Source organism: Nocardioides sp. (assembly GCF_964228225.1).
Lineage (GTDB): Bacteria > Actinomycetota > Actinomycetes > Propionibacteriales > Nocardioidaceae > Nocardioides.
Genome location: NZ_CAXQZB010000049.1, coordinates 92,676 through 115,688 on the forward strand (window position 1 = coordinate 92,676; position 23,013 = coordinate 115,688).

At 74.1% G+C, this 23,013-nt stretch carries 21 protein-coding genes and 2 tRNA genes; 7 read left to right on the forward strand and 16 right to left on the reverse strand.

The genetic code is table 11. The features are described 5' to 3' along the window. Window positions 1-13: 13 nt before the first annotated feature. From ACERUJ_RS12085 to leuC, 5 genes are all read right to left on the reverse strand, one after another. Window positions 14-1,021 (reverse strand): NAD(P)H-dependent glycerol-3-phosphate dehydrogenase, encoded by a 1,008-nt coding sequence (locus tag ACERUJ_RS12085; RefSeq protein ID WP_370248785.1) that lies wholly within the window; start codon window positions 1,019-1,021, stop codon window positions 14-16. Continuing rightward, a complete protein-coding gene (locus ACERUJ_RS12090) occupies window positions 1,018-1,794 on the reverse strand; it encodes a lysophospholipid acyltransferase family protein (RefSeq protein WP_370248786.1) in 777 nt (258 codons plus the stop codon). Before ACERUJ_RS12090 ends, ACERUJ_RS12085 begins: the two co-directional genes overlap by 4 nt. Before the next feature lie 129 nt (window positions 1,795-1,923). Then, complete coding sequence (locus ACERUJ_RS12095) at window positions 1,924-2,634, reverse strand: HU family DNA-binding protein (protein WP_370248787.1); 711 nt, start codon at window positions 2,632-2,634, stop codon at window positions 1,924-1,926. Window positions 2,635-2,793: 159 nt separating this feature from the next. Then, the gene (gene leuD, locus ACERUJ_RS12100) at window positions 2,794-3,399 is read right to left on the reverse strand and encodes a 3-isopropylmalate dehydratase small subunit (protein ID WP_370248788.1); all 606 of its coding nucleotides are present in this window, start codon (window positions 3,397-3,399) and stop codon (window positions 2,794-2,796) included. 31 nt (window positions 3,400-3,430) lie between these two features. After that, window positions 3,431-4,846, reverse strand: coding sequence for a 3-isopropylmalate dehydratase large subunit (leuC, locus tag ACERUJ_RS12105; RefSeq protein ID WP_370248789.1), 1,416 nt, complete (start codon window positions 4,844-4,846; stop codon window positions 3,431-3,433). 115 nt (window positions 4,847-4,961) lie between these two features. On the opposite strand from leuC, the gene ACERUJ_RS12110 reads away from it, so the two are divergent. Further along, on the forward strand, window positions 4,962-5,684 hold the full coding sequence (locus tag ACERUJ_RS12110) for an IclR family transcriptional regulator (protein WP_370248790.1): 723 nt from the start codon (window positions 4,962-4,964) through the stop codon (window positions 5,682-5,684). 80 nt (window positions 5,685-5,764) lie between these two features. After that, window positions 5,765-6,295, forward strand: a complete 531-nt coding sequence (locus ACERUJ_RS12115) for a hypothetical protein (RefSeq protein ID WP_370248791.1) — start codon at window positions 5,765-5,767, stop codon at window positions 6,293-6,295. On the opposite strand, the gene ACERUJ_RS12120 is transcribed toward ACERUJ_RS12115, so the two are convergent. Beyond that, on the reverse strand, window positions 6,225-6,716 hold the full coding sequence (locus ACERUJ_RS12120) for a methylated-DNA--[protein]-cysteine S-methyltransferase (protein ID WP_372715308.1): 492 nt from the start codon (window positions 6,714-6,716) through the stop codon (window positions 6,225-6,227). The two genes, ACERUJ_RS12115 and ACERUJ_RS12120, sit on opposite strands and share 71 nt — an antisense overlap. Continuing rightward, complete coding sequence (locus ACERUJ_RS12125) at window positions 6,716-8,245, reverse strand: Ada metal-binding domain-containing protein (RefSeq protein ID WP_370248793.1); 1,530 nt, start codon at window positions 8,243-8,245, stop codon at window positions 6,716-6,718. The genes ACERUJ_RS12120 and ACERUJ_RS12125 overlap by 1 nt, the downstream gene beginning before the upstream one ends. A gap of 139 nt (window positions 8,246-8,384) precedes the next feature. Here ACERUJ_RS12125 and ACERUJ_RS12130 point away from each other — a divergent pair, with 139 nt between their 5' ends. Further along, window positions 8,385-9,554 (forward strand): LCP family protein, encoded by a 1,170-nt coding sequence (locus ACERUJ_RS12130; RefSeq protein WP_370248794.1) that lies wholly within the window; start codon window positions 8,385-8,387, stop codon window positions 9,552-9,554. Between the two features lie 72 nt (window positions 9,555-9,626). On the opposite strand, the gene ACERUJ_RS12135 is transcribed toward ACERUJ_RS12130, so the two are convergent. The 5 genes from ACERUJ_RS12135 to ACERUJ_RS12155 all read right to left on the reverse strand — a co-directional run bounded on the left by ACERUJ_RS12135 (window position 9,627) and on the right by ACERUJ_RS12155 (window position 13,191). Then, a tRNA-Glu gene (locus ACERUJ_RS12135) sits at window positions 9,627-9,699 on the reverse strand. An 89-nt stretch (window positions 9,700-9,788) separates the two neighbouring features. Further along, a tRNA-Gln gene (locus ACERUJ_RS12140) sits at window positions 9,789-9,860 on the reverse strand. 63 nt (window positions 9,861-9,923) lie between these two features. Beyond that, on the reverse strand, window positions 9,924-10,895 hold the full coding sequence (locus ACERUJ_RS12145; protein WP_370248795.1) for a lysostaphin resistance A-like protein: 972 nt from the start codon (window positions 10,893-10,895) through the stop codon (window positions 9,924-9,926). Window positions 10,896-10,909: 14 nt separating this feature from the next. Then, a complete protein-coding gene (gene gltX, locus ACERUJ_RS12150) occupies window positions 10,910-12,385 on the reverse strand; it encodes a glutamate--tRNA ligase (RefSeq protein WP_370248797.1) in 1,476 nt (491 codons plus the stop codon). Beyond that, complete coding sequence (locus ACERUJ_RS12155) at window positions 12,382-13,191, reverse strand: fumarylacetoacetate hydrolase family protein (protein WP_370248799.1); 810 nt, start codon at window positions 13,189-13,191, stop codon at window positions 12,382-12,384. The genes gltX and ACERUJ_RS12155 overlap by 4 nt, the downstream gene beginning before the upstream one ends. 40 nt (window positions 13,192-13,231) lie before the next feature. Here ACERUJ_RS12155 and ACERUJ_RS12160 point away from each other — a divergent pair, with 40 nt between their 5' ends. Beyond that, entirely contained in the window at window positions 13,232-14,098 is an 867-nt protein-coding gene (locus ACERUJ_RS12160; protein WP_370248801.1) for a 3-methyladenine DNA glycosylase, read from the forward strand. Here ACERUJ_RS12160 and ACERUJ_RS12165 read toward each other — a convergent pair. After that, window positions 14,082-16,121, reverse strand: a complete 2,040-nt coding sequence (locus ACERUJ_RS12165) for a putative Ig domain-containing protein (protein ID WP_370248802.1) — start codon at window positions 16,119-16,121, stop codon at window positions 14,082-14,084. The genes ACERUJ_RS12160 and ACERUJ_RS12165 overlap by 17 nt on opposite strands. A 130-nt stretch (window positions 16,122-16,251) precedes the next feature. On the opposite strand from ACERUJ_RS12165, the gene purT reads away from it, so the two are divergent. After that, window positions 16,252-17,454: a formate-dependent phosphoribosylglycinamide formyltransferase gene (purT, locus tag ACERUJ_RS12170; protein ID WP_370248803.1), complete on the forward strand. Its 1,203-nt coding sequence runs from the start codon at window positions 16,252-16,254 to the stop codon at window positions 17,452-17,454. Here the strand turns inward: purT and ACERUJ_RS12175 are convergent. Continuing rightward, on the reverse strand, window positions 17,441-17,848 hold the full coding sequence (locus ACERUJ_RS12175) for a hypothetical protein (RefSeq protein ID WP_370248804.1): 408 nt from the start codon (window positions 17,846-17,848) through the stop codon (window positions 17,441-17,443). The two genes, purT and ACERUJ_RS12175, sit on opposite strands and share 14 nt — an antisense overlap. Window positions 17,849-18,572: 724 nt before the next feature. Between ACERUJ_RS12175 and ACERUJ_RS12180 the strand changes: the two genes are divergently transcribed. Further along, window positions 18,573-19,844, forward strand: a complete 1,272-nt coding sequence (locus ACERUJ_RS12180) for an HNH endonuclease signature motif containing protein (protein ID WP_370248805.1) — start codon at window positions 18,573-18,575, stop codon at window positions 19,842-19,844. A 208-nt stretch (window positions 19,845-20,052) separates the two neighbouring features. Beyond that, window positions 20,053-20,985, forward strand: coding sequence for an NADP-dependent oxidoreductase (locus tag ACERUJ_RS12185; RefSeq protein ID WP_370248806.1), 933 nt, complete (start codon window positions 20,053-20,055; stop codon window positions 20,983-20,985). Here the strand turns inward: ACERUJ_RS12185 and ACERUJ_RS12190 are convergent. Together ACERUJ_RS12190 and ACERUJ_RS12195 are read right to left on the reverse strand one after the other, a co-directional pair. Next, window positions 20,975-21,808, reverse strand: a complete 834-nt coding sequence (locus ACERUJ_RS12190; protein ID WP_370248807.1) for a hypothetical protein — start codon at window positions 21,806-21,808, stop codon at window positions 20,975-20,977. The genes ACERUJ_RS12185 and ACERUJ_RS12190 overlap by 11 nt on opposite strands. Further along, the gene (locus ACERUJ_RS12195; protein WP_370248808.1) at window positions 21,805-22,989 is read right to left on the reverse strand and encodes a hypothetical protein; all 1,185 of its coding nucleotides are present in this window, start codon (window positions 22,987-22,989) and stop codon (window positions 21,805-21,807) included. The genes ACERUJ_RS12190 and ACERUJ_RS12195 overlap by 4 nt, the downstream gene beginning before the upstream one ends. Window positions 22,990-23,013: the final 24 nt, after the last annotated feature.

Sequence of the window (23,013 nt, forward strand, 5' to 3'; positions counted from 1 at the left end):
GGGCCCGGAGGGGTCAGTCGGTCTCGGCCTTGGGGGCGCGGGCCAGGATCTCGTCCATCATCTGGAGCACGGTGATGCGGCCGGCCACGACGTCGTCGACGTAGATGGCGATCGGCGCGTCCACCCCCTGGCTGTCGGCCAGGGCCCGCAGGGAGCTGCACGACTTCGCGCCCTCGGCCACCTGGCGGGTGGAGGCGTAGATGTCCTCGGTGCTCATGCCCAAGCCCAGCTTCTCGCCGAACGTGCGGTTGCGCGAGAGCGGGGAGGAGCAGGTGGCGACGAGGTCGCCGAGGCCCGCCAGCCCCATGAGCGTGAGCGGGTTGGCGCCCAGCCGCATGGCGAGGCGCGCGGTCTCGGCGAGGCCGCGGGTGATGATCGAGGCGGTGGAGTTGTCGCCGAAGCCCAGCCCCACGGCCATGCCCACCGAGAGCGCCACGACGTTCTTGTAGGCCCCGCCGAGCTCGCAGCCCAGGACGTCGACGCTGGTGTAGGGCCGGAAGGCCGCGGAGTGCATGCGGGCCTGCAGCTGCTTGGCGACGTCCTCGTCGGCACACGCCACCACCGAGGCGGCGGGCTCACGGCGCGCGATCTCCTTGGCGAGGTTGGGTCCGCTGACCACCGCGATCCGCTCCTCGCCGGCGCCGGTGACCTCCTGGACCACCTCGCTCATCCGCTTGAGGGTGCCGAGCTCGACGCCCTTCATCAGCGAGACCATCACGGCCTGCGCGGGCACGTGCGGCGCCCACTCGGCGAGGTTGGCGCGGAAGGTCTGCGACGGCGTCGCGAACACCACGACCTCGGCCCCCGCCAGCGCCTGCTCGACGTCGTGGGTGGCGCTGACCGTGGGCGGCAGCTGGATGCCGGGCAGGTAGTCGACGTTGGCGCGCTCGGCGTTGATCGTGGCGGCGACCTCCTCGCGCCGCGCCCACAGGGCGACGTCGTTGCCGGCGTCGGCGAGCACGATCGAGAAGGCGGTGCCCCACGAGCCGGCGCCGAGAACGGCGACCTTCCCGGCACTCATGCCGACTCCTGCCGGCCGTCGTCGTCGCGGCCGGTCCCGCGCGCGGCGCGGGGGTCGAAGCGCTCGGCGGGAGCGGGCTCGCCGCGCAGCTCGGCCACGAGGGCGGTGACGGCGTCCATGATCCGCTCGGTCCCGGCGACGACCGCCTCCGCGGTGGGTCGCTCCCCCGGCGCGGGGGCGAGGTCCTGGAGGTCGACGGGGTCGCCGACCTTCATGTGCACGGTGGTGCGCGGGAACAGGTGCGGCCGCTTGGAGTAGGCGGGCAGCAGCTCCTGCGCCCCCCACTGCCCCACGGGGATGACGGGGCAGCCGGTCTCGAGGGCGATCCGCGCGGCGCCGGTCTTGCCGACCATCGGCCACTGCGCGGGGTCGCGGGTGATCGTGCCCTCGGGGTAGACCACGACGCACTCCCCGGCACGCACGGCCTCGACCGCGGCGGCGTAGGCGCCGACGGCGTTGACGGTGGCGCGCTCGACCGGGATCTGGCCCGCGGCCCGCAGGAAGCCGCCGAGGACGCCGTTGCGGAACAGGCCCGACTTGGCGAGGTAGCGGGGCAGCCGACCGTGGTCGTAGACCAGGTGCGCCGCGGTGAGCGGGTCGGCGTGGGTCAGGTGGTTCATCGCGACGACGCAGCCGCCCGAGGCCGGCAGCTTCTCGCCGTCGGTCCAGTCCTGCTTGGTCAACGACAGCAGCAGGGGCTTGATGATCGCGGGGCCCACCACCCAGGCCCAGCCACGCCGCTGGGTCACCTTCCGGACCGGTCGCACACTCACGTCCCGCACCCTACTCACCCGCACCCCGGACCGGGCCGCGCCACCCGGGTCGGCCACGCCGCCAGCGCCACGCTGCAGACGCCGACGGCCGTCGCCCCGTGCGGGACGACGGCCGTGGTGCGGGGTCGATCAGGCGTCGCCGGAAGCGGTCTTCTTGGCGGCCGGGGCCTTCTTCGCCGCGGGCGCCTTCTTCGCTGCCGGGGCCTTCTTCGCCGCCGGGGCCTTCTTCGCCGCCGGGGCCTTCTTCGCCGCGGGCGCCTTCTTCGCCGCCGGGGCCTTCTTCGCCGCCGGGGCCTTCTTCGCCGCGGGCGCCTTCTTCGCCGCAGGCGCCTTCTTCGCCGCAGGCGCCTTCTTCGCCACAGGCGCCGCCGCCGGAGCGGCGGGCGCGGGGGCAGGCGTCGGGGCCGGAGCGGCCGCGGGGGCCTTCTTGCCCTTGCGGGGGCTGGCCTTGGCGACGACGGCCTTGGCGGCCGCGGTGGCCTCGGCCGCGGTCTCGGCGGCGGAGTCCTTCACCGACTCCACCATCGACTCACCGGCCGCGAGCGCGGCGGCGGGCAGGGCCTTGGCGCCGGAGACGACGTTGCGCAGGTCGGCGCCCGCGGTGAACTTCGGGACCGCCGTGCTGGCGGCCTTGATCCGCTCGCCGGTGCGCGGGTTGCGCACCCAGCGGGCCTCGCGCACGCGCTTCTCGAAGGAGCCGAAGCCGGTGATGGCCACCTTCTCCCCCTTGGCGACCTCGCGGGCGATGGTGTCGAGCACCGAGTCGAGCGCGTGGGCCGCGGCCTTGCGGTTGCCGTCGAACCGGGCGGCGAGGGCGTCGATCAGCTGGGTCTTGTTCACGTGACTCTCCTTGAGGAGCAGGTCGGCGGAGGGGGCCGCGGCTGCGGCACCCGACGCACCGCACGCTAGGCCCGCGACCACCTCCCCGCCAACGACCACGCCGCGATCGCCACGAGGATCACGGGCGACCGCGGCGCGGCACAGCGAGGTTGCGGGGCGTCAGCCGCGCTGGGTGACCGGCTTCCAGGCGGGACGACCGGCCTCGAAGGCCGCGATGTCGTCGGCGTGGCCCAGGGTGATCCCGATGTCGTCGAGACCCTCGAGCAGGCGCCAGCGCGTGTAGTCGTCGATGTCGAAGGAGTCCTCGATCGCCTGCTCGCCCTCGCCGGCGCGCACGGTGCGCGACTCGAGGTCGACGGTGATCGCGGCGCCGGGCTGGTCCTCCAGCAGGTCCCACAGACGCTGCACGACCTTCTCGTCCACCTGGGCGGCGAGCAGGCCGGCCTTGCCGGAGTTGCCGCGGAAGATGTCGGCGAAGCGGGCGGAGATGACGACCTTGAAGCCGTAGTTCTGCAGGGCCCAGACGGCGTGCTCGCGCGAGGAGCCGGTGCCGAAGTCGGGGCCCGCGACGAGCACGGACCCGGCGCTGTAGGCGGGGTTGTTGAGCACGAAGTCGGCGTCGCCGCGCCAGGCGGCGAACAGACCGTCCTCGAAGCCGGTGCGCGTCACCCGCTTGAGGTAGACGGCCGGGATGATCTGGTCGGTGTCGACGTTGCTGCGGCGCAGCGGCACCCCGACGCCGGTGTGGGAGGTGAACTTCTCCATCGGTGTTCGGTCCTTTCCAGGCGGGTCGGTGTCAGGAGGCCGCGACGGGCTCGAGGTCGGCGGGGCTGGAGAGCGTGCCGCGCACGGCCGTGGCGGCGGCCACGGGGATCGACACCAGGTGGGTGCGACCGCCCTTGCCCTGCCGACCCTCGAAGTTGCGGTTGGAGGTCGAGGCGCTGCGCTCGCCGGGGGCGAGGGTGTCGGGGTTCATGCCCAGGCACATCGAGCAGCCCGCGCCGCGCCACTCGGCACCGGCGGCGATGAAGATCTTGTCCAGCCCCTCCTCCTGGGCCTGCAGGCGCACCCGCACAGAGCCGGGGACGACGAGCAGCCGGGTGTCCTCGGCCACCGTGCGGCCCTCGAGGATCGAGGCCGCCAGCCGCAGGTCCTCGATGCGGCCGTTGGTGCAGGAGCCGACGAAGACGGTGTCGACCTTGATCTCGCGCATGGGGGTGCCGGCCTCCAGCGCCATGTACTCCAGCGCCTTCTGGGCCGCGACCCGGTCGGACTCCTCCTCGAAGTCCTCGGGCGCCGGCACGGTCGCGCCCAGCGGCACGCCCTGGCCGGGGTTGGTGCCCCAGGTCACGAACGGGGTCATGGTGGAGGCGTCGAGCACGATCTCGGCGTCGAAGACGGCGTCGTCGTCGGTGACCAGGGTCTTCCAGTGCGCGACGGCGGCGTCCCAGTCGGCCCCCGCGGGCGCCTCGGGACGGCCCTGGATGTAGTCGAAGGTGGTCTGGTCGGGGGCGATGAGGCCGGCCTTGGCGCCCCACTCGATGCTCATGTTGCACACGGTCATGCGGCCCTCCATCGAGAGCTCCTCGATGGCCTGGCCGCGGTACTCCACGATGTAGCCCTGGCCGCCACCGGTGCCGGTGTGGGCGATGAGGGTGAGCACGAGGTCCTTGGCGGTGACGCCGGCGGGCAGGCTGCCGTTGACCGTGACGGCCATCGTCTTGGGCTTGGCCTGCGGCAGGGTCTGGGTGGCGAGGACGTGCTCGACCTCGGAGGTGCCGATGCCGAAGGCGATCGCGCCGAACGCGCCGTGGGTGCTGGTGTGGCTGTCGCCGCAGACGATCGTCATGCCGGGCTGGGTCAGGCCCAACTGCGGGCCGACGACGTGCACGATGCCCTGCTCGACGTCGCCGAGGGGGTGCAGCCGCACGCCGAACTCCTCGGCGTTGCGGCGCAGGGTGTCGACCTGGGTCTTCGAGACGGGGTCGGCGATCGGGCGGTCCCAGTCCAGGGTCGGGACGTTGTGGTCCTCGGTGGCCAGGGTGAGGTCGGGACGGCGCACGGTGCGGCCGGCGAGCCGCAGACCGTCAAAGGCCTGCGGGCTGGTGACCTCGTGGATGAGGTGGAGGTCGATGTAGAGGAGGTCCGGCTCCCCGGGGGTCGATCGGACGACGTGCTCGTCCCAGACCTTCTCCGCCAACGTCCTGCCCATGGGGTGCGCTCCTTCGAGATGGTGTCTCAGTGAGGGTGGGGGGTGGGTGGACCTGTCGGCCACCACACACACCGTAGCGCTTGCATCCCAGGGATTGAGACGGCAGTATTGCCATATGGACAACTCCAGCGGCGTGGGCGTGCTCGACAAGGCGGCCCTGGTGCTCACGGCACTCGAATCCGGCCCCGCGACCCTGGCGGGCCTCGTGGCCGGCACCGGCCTCGCGCGCCCCACCGCCCACCGCCTCGCGGTGGCCCTGGAGCACCACCGTCTCGTGGCCCGCGACATGCAGGGCCGCTTCGTCCTCGGTCCCCGCCTCGCCGAGCTCTCCGCCGCCGCCGGCGAGGACCGCCTGTTGGCCACCGCCGGCCCGGTGCTCGCCCGGCTGCGCGACATCACCGGCGAGTCCGCCCAGCTGTGGCGGCGTCAGGGCGACTTTCGCGTGTGCGTCGCCGCCGCCGAGCGTCCCTCCGGCCTGCGCGACACCATCCCGGTGGGCTCCCAGCTCACGATGCGCGCCGGCTCCGCCGCCCAGGTCCTGCTCGCGTGGGAGGACCCCGAGCGCCTGCACCGCGGGCTGCAGAACGCCGCCTTCTCGGCCGCCGCGCTCTCCGGCATCCGCCGCCGCGGCTGGGCGCAGTCGGTGGGCGAGCGCGAACAGGGCGTCGCCTCGGTCTCCGCTCCGGTCCGCTCCCCCAGCGGCAAGATCATCGCGGCGGTCTCGGTCTCCGGTCCGCTCGAGCGGCTCTCCCGCCAGCCCGGCCGCAGGCACGCCCCCGCCGTGCTCGCCGCCGCCGAGCGGCTCTCGGAGTCGCTGCGCCGCGCTGCCGCCGAGTGACCGTTCGCGCCACCGGGCCCCGGGGGATCTGAGTACCCGTACTCGCGCGCCGCGACGACGTCGTGGGCGACCGTGGTCGGTTGAGCCCGCCGCCCCAGTCCGCCGATCCCGCCGCACCTCCCCGCACCCCGCGCCCTGCCGGGACGACCGCCCTGATCGGCGCGCCGCTGGTCCGCGCCGGCGCCGTCGCCGCACTCGCGTTCGGGCTGAGCCGGCTGCTCGAGGCCGTCGTCGACCTGCCCGTGGAGGACGAGGTCCTGATCGGCGTGGCCGCCTCCGCCGCACTGGCGCTGGCCTGCCTGCTCGGCAGCGCCCGCGACGCCGCACGGTCCGGCCTCGCCCCGGCCCTCGTCCGGTGGGCGCCCGTGCCGCTGCTGTTGGCGGCGCTCGTCGCGGTGACCGGCCGGATCGGCCAGGGTCTGAGCGGCGCCGCGCCGCCGATCCCGTGGGAGGTCGCCACCGACAACGCCGTCACGACCGCGCTCGGCACGGGCACCGCCGTCGTGGCGGGTCTGCTCGGCGCCGTGGTGCACGCCGCGATCAGAACAGCGCAGGACGCTCGAGGTCGAGGAGCACCTGCTTGCGCTCCAGTCCCCCGGCGTACCCCGTGAGGGAGCCGTTCGCGCCGATCACGCGGTGGCAGGGGATGATCACCGGGATCGGGTTGCTGCCGTTGGCCAGTCCGACCGCGCGCGAGGCCGCCGCGGTGCGCCCGATCCGCTGGGCGACCTCGCCGTAGGAGGCCGTCTCGCCGTAGCCGATGCCCTGCAGCGCCCCCCAGACCTGCTGCTGGAACGCCGATCCGGCGGGTGCCAGCGGCAGGTCGAAGACGGTGAGCTCGCGGGCGAAGTAGGCCTCCAGCTGCTCCACGCAGCGCCGCAGCAGCGGGTCGTCGTCGGCCCGCTCCCCGCGCGGGCGGCCGTCGGCGGCCGGGAACGGCGCGAACTCCACCGCGGTGAGGGCGGGCTGCTCCCCCACGGTCCGGGCGACCAGGCGCAGGTCGCCGATCGGGCTGGTCATCACGGTCCACATCAGCGGGTCACCTCGGGTCGGGGGGTCGGGGGGTCGGGATCGGGGGCCGCAGGCATCAGCGGCTGCCACAGCCGCATCAGCGCGTACGAGCGCCACGGCGCCCAGCGGGCGGCGCCGGCGGCGATGTCGGCCTCGGCCCAGCCGCGCGCGGTCAGCAGCTGCCGCACGGCGAGGTCGGTCGGCAGGAACACGTCGGGGTGGGCCAGGGCCCGCATCAGGATGTAGTCGGCGGTCCAGGGACCGATGCCGCGCAGGGCGAGCAGCCGGGCCCGGACGTCGTCGCGGTCCTCGCCGCGGTCCAGGCGCAGGTCGCCGGCGGCGAGGGTGGCCGCGAGGCCGAGGAGCGCCGCACCGCGGGCGCGGGGCATCGGCAGGTCCTCGGGGCTCAGCCCCGCCAGGGCGGCCGGCCGCGGGAACAGGTGCGTGAGGCCGGGCACGGCGGTGGCCACGGGTACGCCGTGGGCGGCGACGAGTCGACCGGCCAGCGTGCGGGCCCCGACGACGCTCACCTGCTGCCCGAGCACCGTGCGCAGCGCGGTCTCGGCGCCGTCCACCTGGCCGGGCAGCCGCAGGCCGGGCACGGCCGCCACCTGGGGCCCCAGGATCGGGTCGGCGGCGAGGGCGTCGTCCACGGCGATCGGATCGCAGTCGGCGTCGACGAGGCGTCGCGTGCGCTCCCAGGCGGTACCGACGTCGCGCAGGTCGGTGAGGTGGAGGTCGGCGGTGAGGTGGGAGGTCCCGCCCGCGGTCCCCGGGAGATCGGGCAGGGAGATGCGCACGGTGCCGGGGCCGTGCGGGAGGTCCAGGGTGCGGGCGTACCCGCCGGCGTCGACGATCTCCACGCCCGGCACGAGGTGGTGGGCGAGGAAGTCGCGCAGCGCGCAACCGGCGAAGGGGGTCCGCACGGCCACGCGCAGGCGCAACCAGCCCGGAGCGGTGGTCTCGGTCCGGGTCGCGCGGGCGCGCAGGGCGCCGGGGGTCAGGTCGTAGACCTCGCGCACGGTGGCGTTGAACTGCCGCACGCTGCCGAAGCCGGCCGCGAACGCGACGTCGGCGAGGTCGAGGTCGGTGGTCTCCACGAGCGCCCGCGCGGTGCGGGCGCGCCGGGCGCGGGCCAGCGCCAGCGGCCCGGCCCCGAGCTCGGTGGTGAGCAGGCGGGTGAGGTGGCGCTCGGTGTAGCCGAGCCGTCGGGCCAGCCCGGGCACCCCCTCGCGGTCCACCACGCCGTCGGCGATCAGCCGCATGGCGCGCCCGGCGACGTCGGCGGCGACGTCCCACTGCGGGCTGCCGGGCACGGCGTCGGGGCGGCACCGCTTGCAGGCGCGGTAGCCACCGGCCTGGGCGGCGGCGGGGTCGCGGTGGAAGGTCACGTTCTCCCGCGCGGGCGTGCGGGCCGGGCACGAGGGTCGGCAGTAGATCCCGGTGGTGCGCACGGCGGTGTAGAACACGCCGTCGAAGCGACGGTCCCGGGAGCGGACCGCGCGGTAGCAGGCGTCGGCGTCCAGACCGGTGCTGCGGTTCTCCTCCATGACGACCATCATCATGCCCGTCGACCAGGAAGGCTGGCGGGAATCGGACACGGCAGCGTCGCGGCTCGTCCCCCGGCGGGGAGGCCCCGCGAATCACGGAAACCGCCGCGAGCCACCGGGTGTCTGGGAGGATGGCGGCGTGTCGACCCCCGACCGCGCGACCGCGCGCCCCCATCGCCGCACCGTCTGGCAGGTCATCGTGGCCACCCAGCTGGTGCTGGCGCTCCTCACCGCCGGCGGCGTGGTGCTGCTCTACCGCGCGCTGAACGACAACATCGCCCCCGGCGAGGACATCGCGCACGCCCCCGGCGTGGAGAAGACGCCGATGTCGGGCACCGACGCCGGGGACGACCAGCCCATGAACATCCTCCTCATGGGCTCGGACTCCCGCGCGGGGGCGGGCAACGACATCGACGGCCTGGGCGACATCGGCCAGCGCGCCGACACCACGATCCTGCTGCACGTCTCGGCCAACCGCCGCAACGCCTACGGCGTGAGCCTGCCCCGCGACGCGATCATCGACCGTCCCGACTGCAAGCTGCGCGGCGGCGAGATCGTGCCGGGCGCGAGCGCGGTCATGTTCAACACCGCCTTCGCCGTCGGCGGCGCGCAGTGCGCGGTGCAGACCGTCGAGGCCCTCACCGGTGTCTTCATCGACCACTTCGTGGTGCTCGACTTCAACGGCTTCAAGGCGATGGTCGACGCCGTCGACGGGGTGGAGGTCTGCATCCCGAAGGCGGTCTCGGACTACGAGCACAACATCTTCTTCGACGCCGGCACCCAGGTCCTCACCGGCCAGGACGCCCTGAACTACGTGCGCGAGCGCTACCAGCTCTCGGTCACCGGCGACATCGGCCGGATGAAGCGTCAGCAGGCCTTCATCGCCTCGATGACCAACAAGGTGCTCTCGGCCGGCACGCTGTCGCAGCCCACGAAGGTCTACGGCTTCGTCGACGCCGTGACCTCTTCGATCCAGGTCGACTCCAAGCTCGACTCGGTCGGCAAGCTGGTGCGCCTGGCCCTGGAGTTCCGCAACACCGGTCTGGCCAAGATCAAGTTCATCACCGTGCCGGTCGCGGAGTACGAGCCCGACCCCAACCGGCTGATCTGGACCTCCGACGCCGACGAGCTGTGGCAGCGGATCAACGACGACCAGCAGCTGGGCAAGGACTTCAGCGCCGACTCCATCACCGCCGAGGACCCCGTGGACCCCAGCGAGCAGCCCACCACGGACCCGAAGGACCCCCAGGACGAGCAGGAGCAGGAGCAGGAGGCCGCCGATCGCGCGGCCGCCGGCCTCTGCGCCTGACGCCGTCCGTCCACGCCCTCGCCGGCGTGGGAACGACGAAGGCCCCGGCGTGAGCCGGGGCCTTCGATGATGTACCCCCGACCGGATTCGAACCGGCGCTACCGCCTTGAGAGGGCGGCGTGCTAGGCCGCTACACAACGGGGGCATGTCCCTTGCGGAACGTGTGGAACCTTAGCGATTCCGCTGGTCAGGCACCAAATCGGGCGAGCGGCCCGGGCCGGTGACCGACCATCGCTGGGGTACTAGGACTCGAACCTAGACTAACTGAACCAGAATCAGTCGTGCTGCCAATTACACCATACCCCACTGGATTACCAGTGTTCGGCCGCCGTTCGCACTCTCATGCGCACCGGCGGCCGGAGCCAGACTTTACACGCGCCGTTCACCGGCCGCCAAAACGCCCCCCGTGGTGCGCGTCCGGATGCCGCGATGCCGGGCCAGGGCGAGCGTGAGACCCACGAACACCAGCATCCGGGCCAGCGAGACCACGACGTCGGCCCAGCCGCCACCGGAGGGCTGCAGCGTCTCGGTCATGTCGCCGGCGACGGCCGCCAGACCGAAGGCCACCCAGTTGTTGAGCACGTGGGCGGCGATGGCCGCCTCCAGGCCGCCGGTGAGGATCGTGAGCACACCCGCCGCGACGCCGAAGGAGAACCGGTCGACGAAGACCGGGACCGACTGGGCGCCGTGGAAGAGGGCGAACAGCGTCGCGGGCACGAGCACCGCCGCGACCAGCGCCGCCCGGCCGGGGGGCACCACCGCACCGGCCACCTGGGTGAGGAAGCCGCGGAAGACGTACTCCTCCCCCGCCGCCTGCAGCGGGGTGAGCAGCACCGTGACGAGCAGGAAGTCGCGCACCGTGGAGCTCCAGTCGTTGAGCTCCACGTCCCCGCCGGTGCCGGAGACCGGCAGCAGCGACCCGAGCACGAGCGCGACGACCAGCCCCGCCGCCGCGGGCAGGAAGCACCACAGCAGCCAGCCCCAGCGCAACCGTCCGGCCACCGAGGAGAGCCACCCGGGTCGCAGGCCGGTGACGACCCGCTGGGCGCCGAGGGACACCGGCACGGCCAGGCCGAGCACGACGAGGAGGTAGGTGAGCACCCCCGGGGTGACGGCGTCGAGGTCGGTGATCTCGCGCAGCCGGGCCGCGGGATCCTCGCTGCCCCCGATCGCGAGCCCGACCAGGGTGACCACCGCGACGAGGTTGGGCACGACGAGGAACACCGTCCCGAGCAGGGCCAGCACCCCGCCGAGCCCGACGAGAACGCCGTGGCGGCCGCGCCGGTGCAGCTCGTGGAACGCCAGGCCCTCGGACTCGACCGTCGGGAGGTGGGTCGTCATCGGAGCGGACCGCCTCAGGCCAGCGCGCCGGCGAGCCGGCCCAGGCTGCGCTCGCGCCCCAGGATCTCCATCGACTCGAACAGCGGCGGCGACACCCGGCGACCGGTGATCGCGACCCGCACCGGACCGAACGCGACGCGTGGCTTGAGGCCCCGCTCCTCCACCAGCGCGGTGGTGAGCGCCTCGGTGATGCTCGCGGTGTCCCACACCTCCAGCGCGGCCACGGCGTCGTGGGCGGCCCGCACGACCTCGCGGCCGGCGTCGTCGAGCAGCTTCTCGACGTCGGCGGCGTCGCGCGTGAAGGCGGCCTCCTCCACCAGCAGGAAGTCGACCATGCCCGCGACCTCGGCCAGCTTGTTCACCCGCTCGGCCACCAGCGGCATCGCGGCGTCGAGCACCGCCTGCTCGGCGTCGGTGGGCGGGGTGGACACGACGCCGGCCTGCTGCAGGAACGGCAGCGAGCGGCGGGCGATCTCCGCGGTGTCGAGCAGGCGCATGTGGGCGGCGTTGATGGCGTCGCACTTCTTGAGGTCGAAGCGCGCCGGGTTGGGGTTGACGTCGGCGATGTCGAAGGCGCCGACCATCTCCTCGGTGCTGAACACGTCGCGGTCCGCCGCGATCGACCAGCCCAGCAGCGCCAGGTAGTTCAGCAGCCCCTCAGGCAGGTAGCCCTGGTCGCGGTAGGCCAGCGCGTGGGCCTCGGGGTCGCGCTTGGAGAGCTTCTTGTTGCCCTGGCCCATGACGTAGGGCAGGTGGCCGTAGGCGGGGGTGCTCTGCGCGACGCCGATCTCGCGCAGGGCGTCGAACAGCGCGATCTGGCGCGGGGTGGAGGACAGCAGGTCCTCGCCGCGCAGCACGTGCGTGATCGCCATCGTGGCGTCGTCGACCGGTGCGGTGAGGGTGTAGAGCGGGTCGCCGTTGGCGCGGCAGAGCGCGTAGTCGGGCACGAACTCGGTCTCGAAGGTGATGTCGCCGCGCACGAGGTCGGTCCAGGTGATCGAGCCCTCGGGCATCCGGAAACGCACCACCGGACGACGGCCCTCGGCCTCGAACGCGGCGCGCTGCTCCGCATCCAGCTCGCGGCAGAAGCCGTCGTAGCCCAGCACCTTGGAGCCGGCCGCCTTGCGACGCGCGTCGACCTCCTCGTTGGTGCAGAAGCAGTCGTAGGTGTGGGACGACGCCGCCAGCCTGGCCAGCACGTCGCGGTACAGCTCGGTGCGCTCGGACTGGCGGTAGGGGCCGTGGGGGCCGCCGACCTCCACGCCCTCGTCCCACTCCAGGCCCAGCCAGGCGAACAGCTCCAGGATCGCCCGGTAGGACTCCTCGGTGGAGCGCTCCTTGTCGGTGTCCTCGATGCGCAGCACGAAGGTGCCGCCGTGGTGACGGGCGAAGGCCCAGTTGTACAGCGCCGTGCGGATCAGGCCGACGTGCGGCGACCCGGTCGGGCTGGGGGCCATGCGGACGCGCACGGGGGCGGCGGTGGCGGTCATCGGGTGGTGATCCTGTTCGTGAGAGAGCCGATACCAGCGATCGAGACCTCGACCTCGTCGCCGACCTGCAGGGGTCCGACACCCTCGGGGGTGCCGGTGAGGATGACGTCGCCGGGCAGCAGCGTCATCACCGAGGACACGTGCGCCACGAGCGTGGGCACGTCGAAGATCATGTCGGCGGTGGTGCCGTCCTGCACGACGTCGCCGTTGACGTAGGTCTGCAGCGCGACGCCGTCGGTGAAGGTCTGCGGGTCCAGGTCGGTCTCGATCCACGGGCCGAGGGGGCAGAAGGAGTCGAAGCCCTTGGCGCGGGTGAACTGCCCGTCCTTGCGCTGCAGGTCGCGGGCGGTGACGTCGTTGGCGACGGTGTAGCCGTAGATGACGTCGGTGGCCTGCTCGACCGGCACGTCGCGGCAGATCCGGCCGATCACGATCGCCAGCTCGCCCTCGTAGTGCAGTTCGGAGGTCTGCGGCGGGTAGAACACCGGGTCGCCGGGGCCGACGACGCTGGTGTTGGGCTTGAGGAACATCAGCGGCTCCTCGGGCAGGTCGTGGCCGAGCTCGGCGGCGTGGGCGGCGTAGTTGCGCCCGATGCCCACCACCTTGCTGCGCGGCAGCACCGGCGCGAGCAGCCGCACGTCGGCGAGCCGGTGCTCCTGCTCGAGCAGCTTGAGCCCGACGTACATCGGGTCGCCGGCGAGCGCCACGATCACGGCGTCCTCCTCCAGCTGCCCGTGCTGGTCGAGCTCGCCGGTGACGACGCCGAACTGGGGCTCCTCGCCCGTGGTGAACCTCGCGATACGCACCCCGTGAGCCTATCGACCGGCGCGGCCTACCCTGGACCGCGTGCAGGAGCTGGCCCGGGAGGAGTGGATCGCCGCCGCCTCGGCGCAGGCGCTCCGGCTCGCGCCCTACCTCGATCCGCACCTGGCGCGGCGCGAGGCCCGCGAGGCCCACCCGGTGCACGACTTCCTGTTCACCTACTACTCCTTCCGCCCCGCGCAGCTGCTGCGCTTCCACCCCGGTTACGGCGTGCGGCTGCGAGACGCCCCGGAGTACGACGACGTCCGCGGCTACGCCGAGGGTGCGGTGACCCCGGCCCACCTGGCCGAGCAGCTGCCGCTCGTGCGCCGCCTGCACGCCCTCCTGACGGCCACCCACGCACGTCCGGCCCACCTGGGCTGCTTCGGGCTGCACGAGTGGGCGATGGTGCACCGCGCCGACGAGACCCGCCACCCGCGGCCGCTGCGACTCGGCGCCGCCGGCACCGACGCCGTCGTGGAGGGCCACCGGATCGGCTGCAGCCACTTCGACGCCTTCCGGTTCTTCACCCCCTCCGCCCGCCCGCTCAACACCCTCTCCCCCGGCCGCGACGACCGCGCGCAGTTCGAGCAGCCCGGCTGCCTGCACGCCGGCATGGACCTCTACAAGCACGCCTTCCGGCTCTCCCCGCTGCTGCCGTCCTCGCTCGTGGTCGACGCGTTCGAGCTGGCGTGGGACATCCGCATCCTCGACATGCGCGCCGCGCCGTACGACATGACCGGCCTGCGGCTCGACCCCCACGGTGAGGAGTGGACCCCGGTGCCGATCGAGACGCCCGAGGGCAAGCAGGCCTACGTCGCCGCCCAGCGCGGGTTCGCCGAGCGGGCCGCCCCGATCAGGGAGGCGCTCATCAGCGCCTGCGAGGGGCTGCTGGTCAGCGCCGGATCGTGAGGCTGAAGGTGCGCCGGGTCGTGCGGCCGGCGGCGTCGGTGACCCGCAGGGCGAACCGGAGGGTGCCAGATGCCTGCGGGGTGCCCTGCACGACGGCCTTCGCAGCGCCCTCGCGGACCACGACCTGCAGCCCGCGGTGCAGCCGCCCGGCGGCGAACTCCCACTCGTAGCCGGGAGCGCCGCCCACCACGCGCACGACGGTGCGGTAGCGGATGCCGCGGTCGCCGGCGGGCAGCGTCGTGGCCGTCTCGAAGCCGTAGGTCGTGGTGGGAGCGGCCGCGACCGCGACCGTGAGGAGCGCGCTGTCCGAGCCGTCGCCGCTGGTGACGACCACGCGGTGGCTGGACGTGCCTGCGGCGGTCGGGGTCCCCGTGAGCAGGCCGCCGGTCGACAGGCTCAGGCCGCCCGGGAGGCCGTCGGGGGCCGACCAGCCGTAGCTGCCGGTGCCGCCGCTGGCCTGGAGCTGCACCGACACCGCGCGGCCCACGGTGGCCGACACCGTGCGGTCGGGGGTCGCGACCGGCGTCGACCCGCCGCCACCTCCGCTCGCCGTCCCGGTGTCGAGGGTGAGGGTGTAGGCGCCGAGGGAGCCGTAGTCGTCGGTGGAGGCGCTGTTGCCGACGCCCTCGACCACCGCGAGGTAGGTCGCCCCGCCCGACGGGGCGGTGAAGGACGCCTGGGCGTCGAGCCCGCTCACGCGGGTGTCGCTGAGGCGGGTGAAGGGCGGGTCGACCGTGGCGACGCTCGCGCCGGCGCCGTCGAGGATCGTGAGCCGGATGTCGAGGTTGCCGAACGGCGCGCCGGTGGCGGTGACCGTGGTGGCGCCCGCGGCGGTGAACCGGAAGCCGTCGGTGTCGGCGGCGCGTTCGATCAGACCCGCGGCCGGCGTCCCCTCGGCGAGCGTGCGGGCACCCGCCAGCGTGGCGACGCCGTCGTCGGGGCGGGTGGGCGCGCCGGTGGCGATGATCGCGGTGTCGTTCTCGCGGCGGTTGGCGCCGGAGTACTGCCCGTTGCTCCACTGCGTGAGCATCTCGGTGTACGGGGCGCCCATGATCGGGCCCCAGCCGCGGGCGCCGTCGTAGTAGTCCGAGCTCTGCGTGCCGTCGTGGTCCAGGCCGAACTGGTGGCCGGCCTCGTGGGCGACGGCGTCGGCGATCGTCTTGCCGTCGGTGCCCACCCCCGCGGTGAACACGAAGCCCGGCTGGTAGGCCATGTGGCGCTCGGCGTCGTTGAAGACGTCGGTGTAGGCGATGCCGCCGCATCCGCTGAGGCAGTCGGCGGTGTAGACGCGGTTGGAGCGCGTGATCACGATGATGCCGCCGTAGACGGTGTCGCTGATCGCGGTGCGGTTGATCGCGGCGAGCCCGGGGTCGCGGGTGGTGACGTTGACGTCGAAGGGGGCGTAGTCCTCGGCCACCGCCTGCCACGTGCGCACGATCTCGGTGCGCTCGGCGACCGAGAACGTCGTGCGGTCGCCGTCGAGGTCGAAGGGCGGCGAGGTGAAGGAGCTGCCGGTGGTGATCGAGTTCCAGTCGGTGCCGGTGGTGGTGGCGCCGTCGAAGTCCAGGAACAGGGTGCGCGAGGAACCCGGCTTGGACTGCAGGGCGAACGCCTCCGACGGCGCCGGCGTGGCGTCCGCCCGGGCCGGGACCTCGGTGACGGTGGGGGCGGCCGGGCGCGCGGGCTCGACGTAGAGCGCGCGACCGCAGACGTCGAGGTGCAGTGCGCCGTCGCTCGCCGCACGGGCCAGCGCCTGCGGGTCGGTGTCGTTGACCGCCGCCGCCTCGGCGAACGCGTCCGGGGCCTCGGCGGCCGCGAGCCGGGCGCGGACCAGGCCGTCGAAGATCGGGTCGGTGCACCCGCGGGCACCCAGGTCGCCCCGCGCACCGGTGACGTGGGCCGGGCCGTCGTCGGCGCGGGCGGCGCCGCCCGCGGAGAGCGGCAGACCGATGACGGCGGCCAGGACGGTGAGCGCGAGCGCACCCCGCACGGGCCGCGGGGCGGAGCGGAACGACAGGGGCACGGGCGGACCTTCCGGCGAGGGGCGCCTCGACTGTAGGGCCGCAGGGCCCCGCCGCGCCGGGAGACGGCGAACTCCGTCCCCTCCGACGGGGCGGACCGCGGCGGGTCGCCCACCTGCCACAATCCGACTCGTGATCGGCACCCCGCTCTCCTCCTCCGCCACGACCGCCCTCCTGCTCGGATCGGGCGAACTCGGCAAGGAGGTCGTGATCGAGCTCCAGCGCCTCGGCGTCGAGACGGTCGCGGTCGACCGCTACGCCGACGCCCCCGCCATGCAGGTCGCGCACCGCCGCCACGTCGTCGACATGCAGGACGCCGACGCGCTGCGCGAACTGCTGCGCCGCGAGCGCCCCGACGTCGTGATCCCCGAGATCGAGGCCATCGCCACCGGGGTCCTGGCCGAGCTGGAGGCCGCCCAGGAGTGGCCGCTGCGGGTCGCCCCCACCGCACGCGCCACGGTGCTGACGATGAACCGCGAGGGCATCCGACGCCTCGCCGCCGAGGAGCTGGGCCTGCCGACCTCGCCCTACGCCTTCGTCGACACCCTGGAGGAGTTCCGCGCCGCCGCCGACGACCTCGGCTGGCCGGTCGTGCTGAAGCCGGTCATGTCGAGCAGCGGCAAGGGCCAGTCGCTGGTGCGCGGCGCCGACGACGTCGAGGCGGCCTGGGAGTTCGCCCAGACCGGGGGCCGGGGAAGCCAGAGCACGCGCTGCATCGTGGAGGGGTTCGTCGCCTTCGACACCGAGATCACGCTGCTCACGGTGCGCCACGCCGGCGGCACCCTGTTCCTCGACCCGATCTACCACCGGCAGGTCGACGGCGACTACGCCGAGTCGTGGCAGGAGGCGCCCGGCGAGGCGACGATGAGCCAGGCGCAGCTGGCCTCGGCCCAGGACACCGCCCGCCGCGTGACCGACGCCCTCGGCGGCTACGGCCTGTTCGGGGTGGAGCTGTTCGTCACCGCCGACGGCGTCGTGTTCTCCGAGGTCTCCCCGCGCCCGCACGACACCGGGCTGGTCACCTTGGTCAGCCAGGACGTCAGCGAGTTCGCCCTCCACGCCCGCGCGGTGCTCGGCCTCCCGGTCGCCACGACCCGCTGGCCCGGCGCCGCGGCGTCGTGGCCGGTGAAGGTCGAGGGCCACGGGGTGCCGGCCTTCGACGGCCTGGCCGAGGCCTACGCGGTGGACCCCAGCGTGCAGGTGCGCCTGTTCGGCAAGCCCCGCGTGGACGGCGAGCGCCGCGTCGCCGTCACCCTCGCCCGCGGGACCACCACCACCGAGGCCCGCGACCGCGCCCGCACCGCGGCGCAGGCCCTGCGCGTCAGCCTGGACTGAGCGGCCCGGCGCGACGCCGGTGCCGCCGGGTCAGCACCCACGCCGCGATCCCGAGCACGAGCCGCACCGGTATGACCAGCGCCCACAGGAGCGTGGGCACGACGAACCCACCCAGGACGGCGCCACCGAGCGCACCGACCAACGGCGACGACCGACCGAGCAGCGAGTAGACCACCGCCCCGACCACCGCCCCGCACAGGCCGAGGACCAGCGCCACCGTGCGCAGTCGCGAGGGTCGCAGCCCCAGCGTCACCCACTCATCGGCTTCCCGACGCCACTCCACGACGCGATCCAGCACCGGGTCGCCGGTCGGCGCCGCGAACCCGGCCCCGCACTCCGGGCCGCACCGGTGGGTCAGCAGACCCCGTAGGGTCGTGTGCTGCGGATCGAACACCCACCCATCCTCCCCCCGCGCGGCCGCTGCAGGAACAGGATCGCGACTGGAGGACCGTGCCGCCCACGTCGATGGGTGCTCGCCGTCACCGGTCGAGTCGCTGTCGCGCCTTGTGCCCGGGCGATGGGCGGGGTCGTGGGGCACGCGACGGTCGTCGAGGAGCGAGCTCTGGCGAGCGTCACGAGGCGCCCGCACCCGACAGACCACCTCGGGCCGATGCCGACTACCGGGGCGCCTCCTCGACGAACCTCGGGGGGGCACGGTCGTCGAGGAGCGAGCCCTGGCGACCGTCACGAGGCGCCCGCACCCGACAGACCCCCTCGGGCCGGCGCCGTCTGCCGGCTCGCTGCGTCTCGTGACGGCGCCGGGGCGCCTCCTCGACGAACGTGGGAGGATTGGTCGGACGTGGTGGGGGACGGCACGGTCGTCGAGGAGCGAGCCCTGGCGAGCGTCACGAGGCGTCCGCACCCGACAGGGCGCATGTGGCCGTTGCCGTCTGCCGGGGCGCCTCCTCGACGAACGTCGGGGTGCTGGGCGGACGTCGTCACCAGCGGAATGTGCAGGCGCCGGCCGTCGGGTCCACGGCGCCATCTGCACATTCCGCTGGTGAGGACGGAGAAACAGCGACCACCGCCGACCGCGAGGCGGGAACCCGAGTCGAAAACCTGCGCTGACCTGTGCATTCGCACTGTTGTTCGAACACGTGTTCGAGTAGAATCGGAGCATGCCCACCGCCACGGCCGACACCGCGTCCACGGTCTCTGACGCGCGCACCCTGAGCGGGTTGACGGAGCTGGCCGGGGACGCCGAAGCGGCCGAGCGCAGGTTCTTCATCGGTGCCGCGACCTACGCGGTGGCGCACCCGATCGTGGTGTGGACCCGGGCCGATGAGGAGCCCGAGACGATCGAGGAGGTCGCGGGGATCGACGAGTCCGCGGTGGCGGAGTTCGCGTGCGCCACCGGCCGCACCTACCAGTCGGGTCTGGGGTACCTGTCCGCGGCGAAGGAGTGCGCCACCCGCCTCCCCAGACTGTGGGTGCGGGTGCTGGCCGGGGAGGTGTCGGTGTGGCGGGCCCGGCTGATCGCGGACCGCACCTACTGCCGCAACGCCGCTGTGGCCGAGTACGTCGACCGCCGTCTCGCCGCCTACGCGCACTCGTGTTCGTTCGCCCAGCTCGACCGCACCGTCGCGGCCGCGATCGCGGCCCACGACCCCGAACTCGCCGCTGAGCAGGCGCGGGCTGCTGCGGACGGGCGCCGGGTCCTCATCGGGACCGCCACCACCGGTGTCGACGGCACCGTCGAGATGATCGCGACCCTCGATGCCGCTGACGCCCTCGACCTCGACCGTGCCCTCGGGCAGGTCGCCGCCGACCTGAAGGCCGCCGGCAGCGAAGACTCCCTCGACGTCCGTCGCTCGATGGCCCTCGGTGAACTCGGCCGCAAGCAGCTCGCTCTCGAGTTCCCGTCAGAGAATGCCGAGCCCAAAGGCCGCAGGGACCTCACCCTCTACGTCCACCTCTCCCAAGCCGCCCTCGAGGCCGGTGCCGGGATCGGGCGGTTGGAGAACACCCGCATCCCCGTCACCCTGGACCAGATCCGCGCCTGGTGCGGTGTCGCGGGCACCAAGGTGACCGTCCGACCCGTCCTGGATACCGGGGCAGCGCGTCACACCGACGCCTACGAAGCCACCCCGATGATCCGTGAAGCGGTGATCCTGCGCGATGGGACCTGCGTCGCCCCGTACTGCACGCGCCCCGCCCGGGGCGTCGACCTCGACCACATCGAACCGTTCGACCACGCCCACCCCGCCCGCGGCGGGCCCACGTCGACCGAGAACCTCGCGGCGCTGTGCCGCACGCACCACCGACTCAAGACCCACCACGACTGGACCTACGAACCGATCACCACCCCGGACGGCAGGTCGTACCTGTGGACCCTCCCGTCCGGCAGCCGCTACCTCCGCGGCCCCACCGGGACCACCCCACTCGACTGACGCGAGCACCGGCCCCACAGCACCGACAGGCGACACCCACCCCGGGTGCCGCCTGAACGTGCTGCCCTGAGGGCCGCCCGGGCGCGTATTCCCCGCCGGGGACGTCGAGAACGTCACTCCTGCGCGGGAAGGCGCTCCGGCGTCGGCGGGTTGGACGGAGAGTGGGGCCCGATCGGCCCCGGACCGACCAACGCGAGGAGACACGATCATGCGCGCAGCCAGCTACGACCGCTTCGGAGGAGCCGAGGTCCTCACCGTCGGGGAGCAGCCCGACCCGCCCGTGGGACCCGACGTCGTGCTGGTGCGGGCCAAAGCCACCAGCGTCAACCCGGTGGACTGGAAGATCCGCGAGGGCTACCTCCAGGGCGCCTACCCCCACCACCTGCCGATCGTCCCGGGCTGGGACGTCGCCGGCGTGGTGGAGGCGGTCGGCCCGTCCGCGCCCACCGACCTGAAGGTCGGCGACGAGGTGTGGGGCTACGTCCGTCGCGACGACGTCGCCCTCGGCACCGCGGCCGAGCTGGTGGCGGCGCCGGTGCGCACGGTGGCCCGCAAGCCCGCGGGCCTCGGGTTCGAGGAGGCGGCGGCCGTGCCGCTGGCCGGCCTCACCGCCTACCAGGGCCTGGTCGAGGCGCTCGAGGTCAAGCCAGGCGAGCGGGTGCTGATCCACGCCGCCTCGGGCGGGGTGGGCCTGTTCGCGGTGCAGATCGCCGCCGCGCTCGGTGCCGAGGTCATCGGCACCGCCTCCCCGGCCAACCACGACCTCGTCACCCGGCTCGGTGCGAGCGTCGTGCTGGACCACCGCGGCGGCCCGATCAGCGAGCAGCTGGCGGCCCACGGCGGTCCCGTGGACGCCGTGCTCGACCTCGTCGGCGGCGACGCGCTCAGCGACGCGCCCGCCCAGGTGAAGGACCCCCGCCGGATCGGCTCGATCGTCGACGGCGGCGCCGCTCGCGACCTCGGCGGTCACGCCATCTTCGTGCGCCCCGAGCCCACCCACCTCGACGCCCTCGCCGAGCTCGTCGACGCCGGCAAGCTGGAGGTCGTCGTCGCCGCGACCTTCCCGCTGGAGCAGATCGCCGACGCCCACCGGCTCTCGGAGCAGGGCAGCCCCGGCGGGAAGATCGTCGTCACGATCTGACGTCGTCGGGCAGCAGGGCCGCCTGCAGCGCGACCAGGCATCCACCGATCTCGCTGTAGGCGGCCCGCTCGCTCAGCGGCGCCAGGGCCGCGGCGAGATCCGCCTCGGCCTGCAGCACGCGCTGGCGGTAGGGCCCGTAGAGCGGCGTGAGGGCGTCGAGGAACGACGTGGCCCCCGACCCCAGCGCCTCGACCAACGGGTCCAACGCCGGCGCGAGCTGCCGGTGCAACGAGGGGTAGCGCGCGAGCAGCGGCCCCAGCACCTGCAGGAACGGCTGGTAGGCGGCCGCGGGCGCGAACGCCTCGCCGCTGAACGGCCCGAACGCCGGTGCGAGCGGCACCAGCGAGCGCAGTCCCCCGTCGTCCTCGGGGCCGGGCGCCGGCAGCGGCGCCGGGCACTCCTTGAACACCGCCGCGTCCGAGGCCGGCACCTCCCCCGGACCGCCCGGGTCGACCGGGTCGACCGGTGTCGGCTCGTCGGTGGGCTCGGGATCCGGGGTCGGCTCGTCGGTGGGCTCCGGCGCGGGACCCACCGGCGCCGGCGGCCCGGGATCGATCGGGACGTCGGTGACCAGCCCCGGCGGCACCACGGCGTCGGGCACGACCGGCACCGACGACGGCGCCGCGGGGAGCACCGGGGCGGGCGCGGCCTGCGCGTTCACGAGGGGGGCGGAGGTCGTGGTGGTGGTCTCGACCCGCTGGACGGCCGTCACACCGAGGGCGGCGAGGTCCACCACCACGATGCCCAGCACCACCGCGCGGGCGATCCGCAGCCGACGCAGCGAGAGGCCGCCGGCCCCGCCGGTGCCGCCCGCCGCACTCACGACGCCGCTCCGGCCGCGCCGATGCGTCGGTTGAGCACCGCCAGCGCACCGAACCCCAGGACCGCGACCACCAGCGCCAGCAGCAGCTGCCACCAGCGCAACGCCCAGCCGCGGTCGATCACCGTGTCGGTGACGGCCGGTGCGGCCGTCGAGGCCGACGTGCCGGCCACACCGCTGCCCGGCACGGCCGCGCCCGGGTCGGCCGGCGCCGGGAGTGCGGCGCCGGATCCGTCCGAGCCACCCGCGTCACCGGGCACCGCAGGGGCGGTCGGGGCCGGATCCGTCGTGCCGGGGGCGCCGGGGGTGCTGGGGGTGTCGGCCGGGTCGGCCGGGTCCGCCGGGTCCGCGGGCGCCGAGGAGGTCGGGTCGGAGGGCGTGGTGGTGGCGGGCACGAACGTGCCGGCGAGGTGCCACTGACCGGTGAACTTGTCGAACGGGCCGCCCTCCACCTGGCTGGACCAGGTGAGGACGAACGCGCCAGTGCGGGCGTCGTAGGTGCCGCCGACCGGGGTGGTGTTCCCGGGCCGCGAGCCGTCGGGCTTCGGGGACCCCTGCTGGAAGTACTGGTTGTTCCAGGTGACGCTGAACGCGCGCAGGTCGCCGCTGAGACGGGTGCCGCTCAGCGTGATCGTGGGCGCCTCCACCCGGGCGCGGGTCTGCACCTCCGGGCTGGAGGTCACCATGCCGAACGCAGTGCCGTAGAACTTCACCGGCGCGGTGATGCGGCGCGCCTGGGCGTTGCCGGCGCCGTCGAAGACCGGCGACGGCGCGGGCTGCAGGCCACCGGTCACGAGACCGCCGTCGGTGCCCGGCGCGAGCAGCGTGTAGGTCTTGTCGCTGCAGGCCGAGTCGTTGTTCGACAGGAACGGGCCGCCCTGTCCGCCGTCGGGCAGGATCATCCGCAGGTAGGTGCCGCTCACCCGGCCCCCGGCGCACGAGCCGGGGCTGAGCCGGAAGGTGCCCACGAGCTCCTGCGCGGGCGCGGCGGCCCGGGCGGGGGCGAAGGCCTGGTGAGGCGTGACGGCGGCGTCTGCGCCCACCGGGGGCAGCAGCGCGAACAGCGCCGAGGACAGCGCGGCGGCGGCCGCCGTGGCGCTGCCGACGCGCAGGGCGCCGAGGAGTCGCGGGGACCGGGCGCGGCGATCGCGCGGCACGGCGGGGGTCGGGAGCGTCGGGGACATCGTCATCCGATCTGGAGGGCGGTC

Excerpts from the sequence above, each read along its gene's own strand:
- ACERUJ_RS12085 (WP_370248785.1), bottom strand. The coding sequence starts at position 1,021 with ATGAGTGCCGGGAAGGTCGCCGTTCTCGGCGCCGGCTCGTGGGGCACC.
- leuD (WP_370248788.1), bottom strand. The coding sequence starts at position 3,399 with ATGGAGAAGTTCACCTCCCACACCGGCGTCGGGGTGCCGCTGCGCCGC.
- leuC (WP_370248789.1), bottom strand. The coding sequence starts at position 4,846 with ATGGGCAGGACGTTGGCGGAGAAGGTCTGGGACGAGCACGTCGTCCGA.
- ACERUJ_RS12110 (WP_370248790.1), top strand. The coding sequence starts at position 4,962 with ATGGACAACTCCAGCGGCGTGGGCGTGCTCGACAAGGCGGCCCTGGTG.
- ACERUJ_RS12120 (WP_372715308.1), bottom strand. The coding sequence starts at position 6,716 with ATGTGGACCGTGATGACCAGCCCGATCGGCGACCTGCGCCTGGTCGCC.
- ACERUJ_RS12125 (WP_370248793.1), bottom strand. The coding sequence starts at position 8,245 with ATGGAGGAGAACCGCAGCACCGGTCTGGACGCCGACGCCTGCTACCGC.
- ACERUJ_RS12145 (WP_370248795.1), bottom strand. The coding sequence starts at position 10,895 with ATGACGACCCACCTCCCGACGGTCGAGTCCGAGGGCCTGGCGTTCCAC.
- gltX (WP_370248797.1), bottom strand. The coding sequence starts at position 12,385 with ATGACCGCCACCGCCGCCCCCGTGCGCGTCCGCATGGCCCCCAGCCCG.
- ACERUJ_RS12180 (WP_370248805.1), top strand. The coding sequence starts at position 18,573 with ATGCCCACCGCCACGGCCGACACCGCGTCCACGGTCTCTGACGCGCGC.
- ACERUJ_RS12185 (WP_370248806.1), top strand. The coding sequence starts at position 20,053 with ATGCGCGCAGCCAGCTACGACCGCTTCGGAGGAGCCGAGGTCCTCACC.
- ACERUJ_RS12195 (WP_370248808.1), bottom strand. The coding sequence starts at position 22,989 with ATGTCCCCGACGCTCCCGACCCCCGCCGTGCCGCGCGATCGCCGCGCC.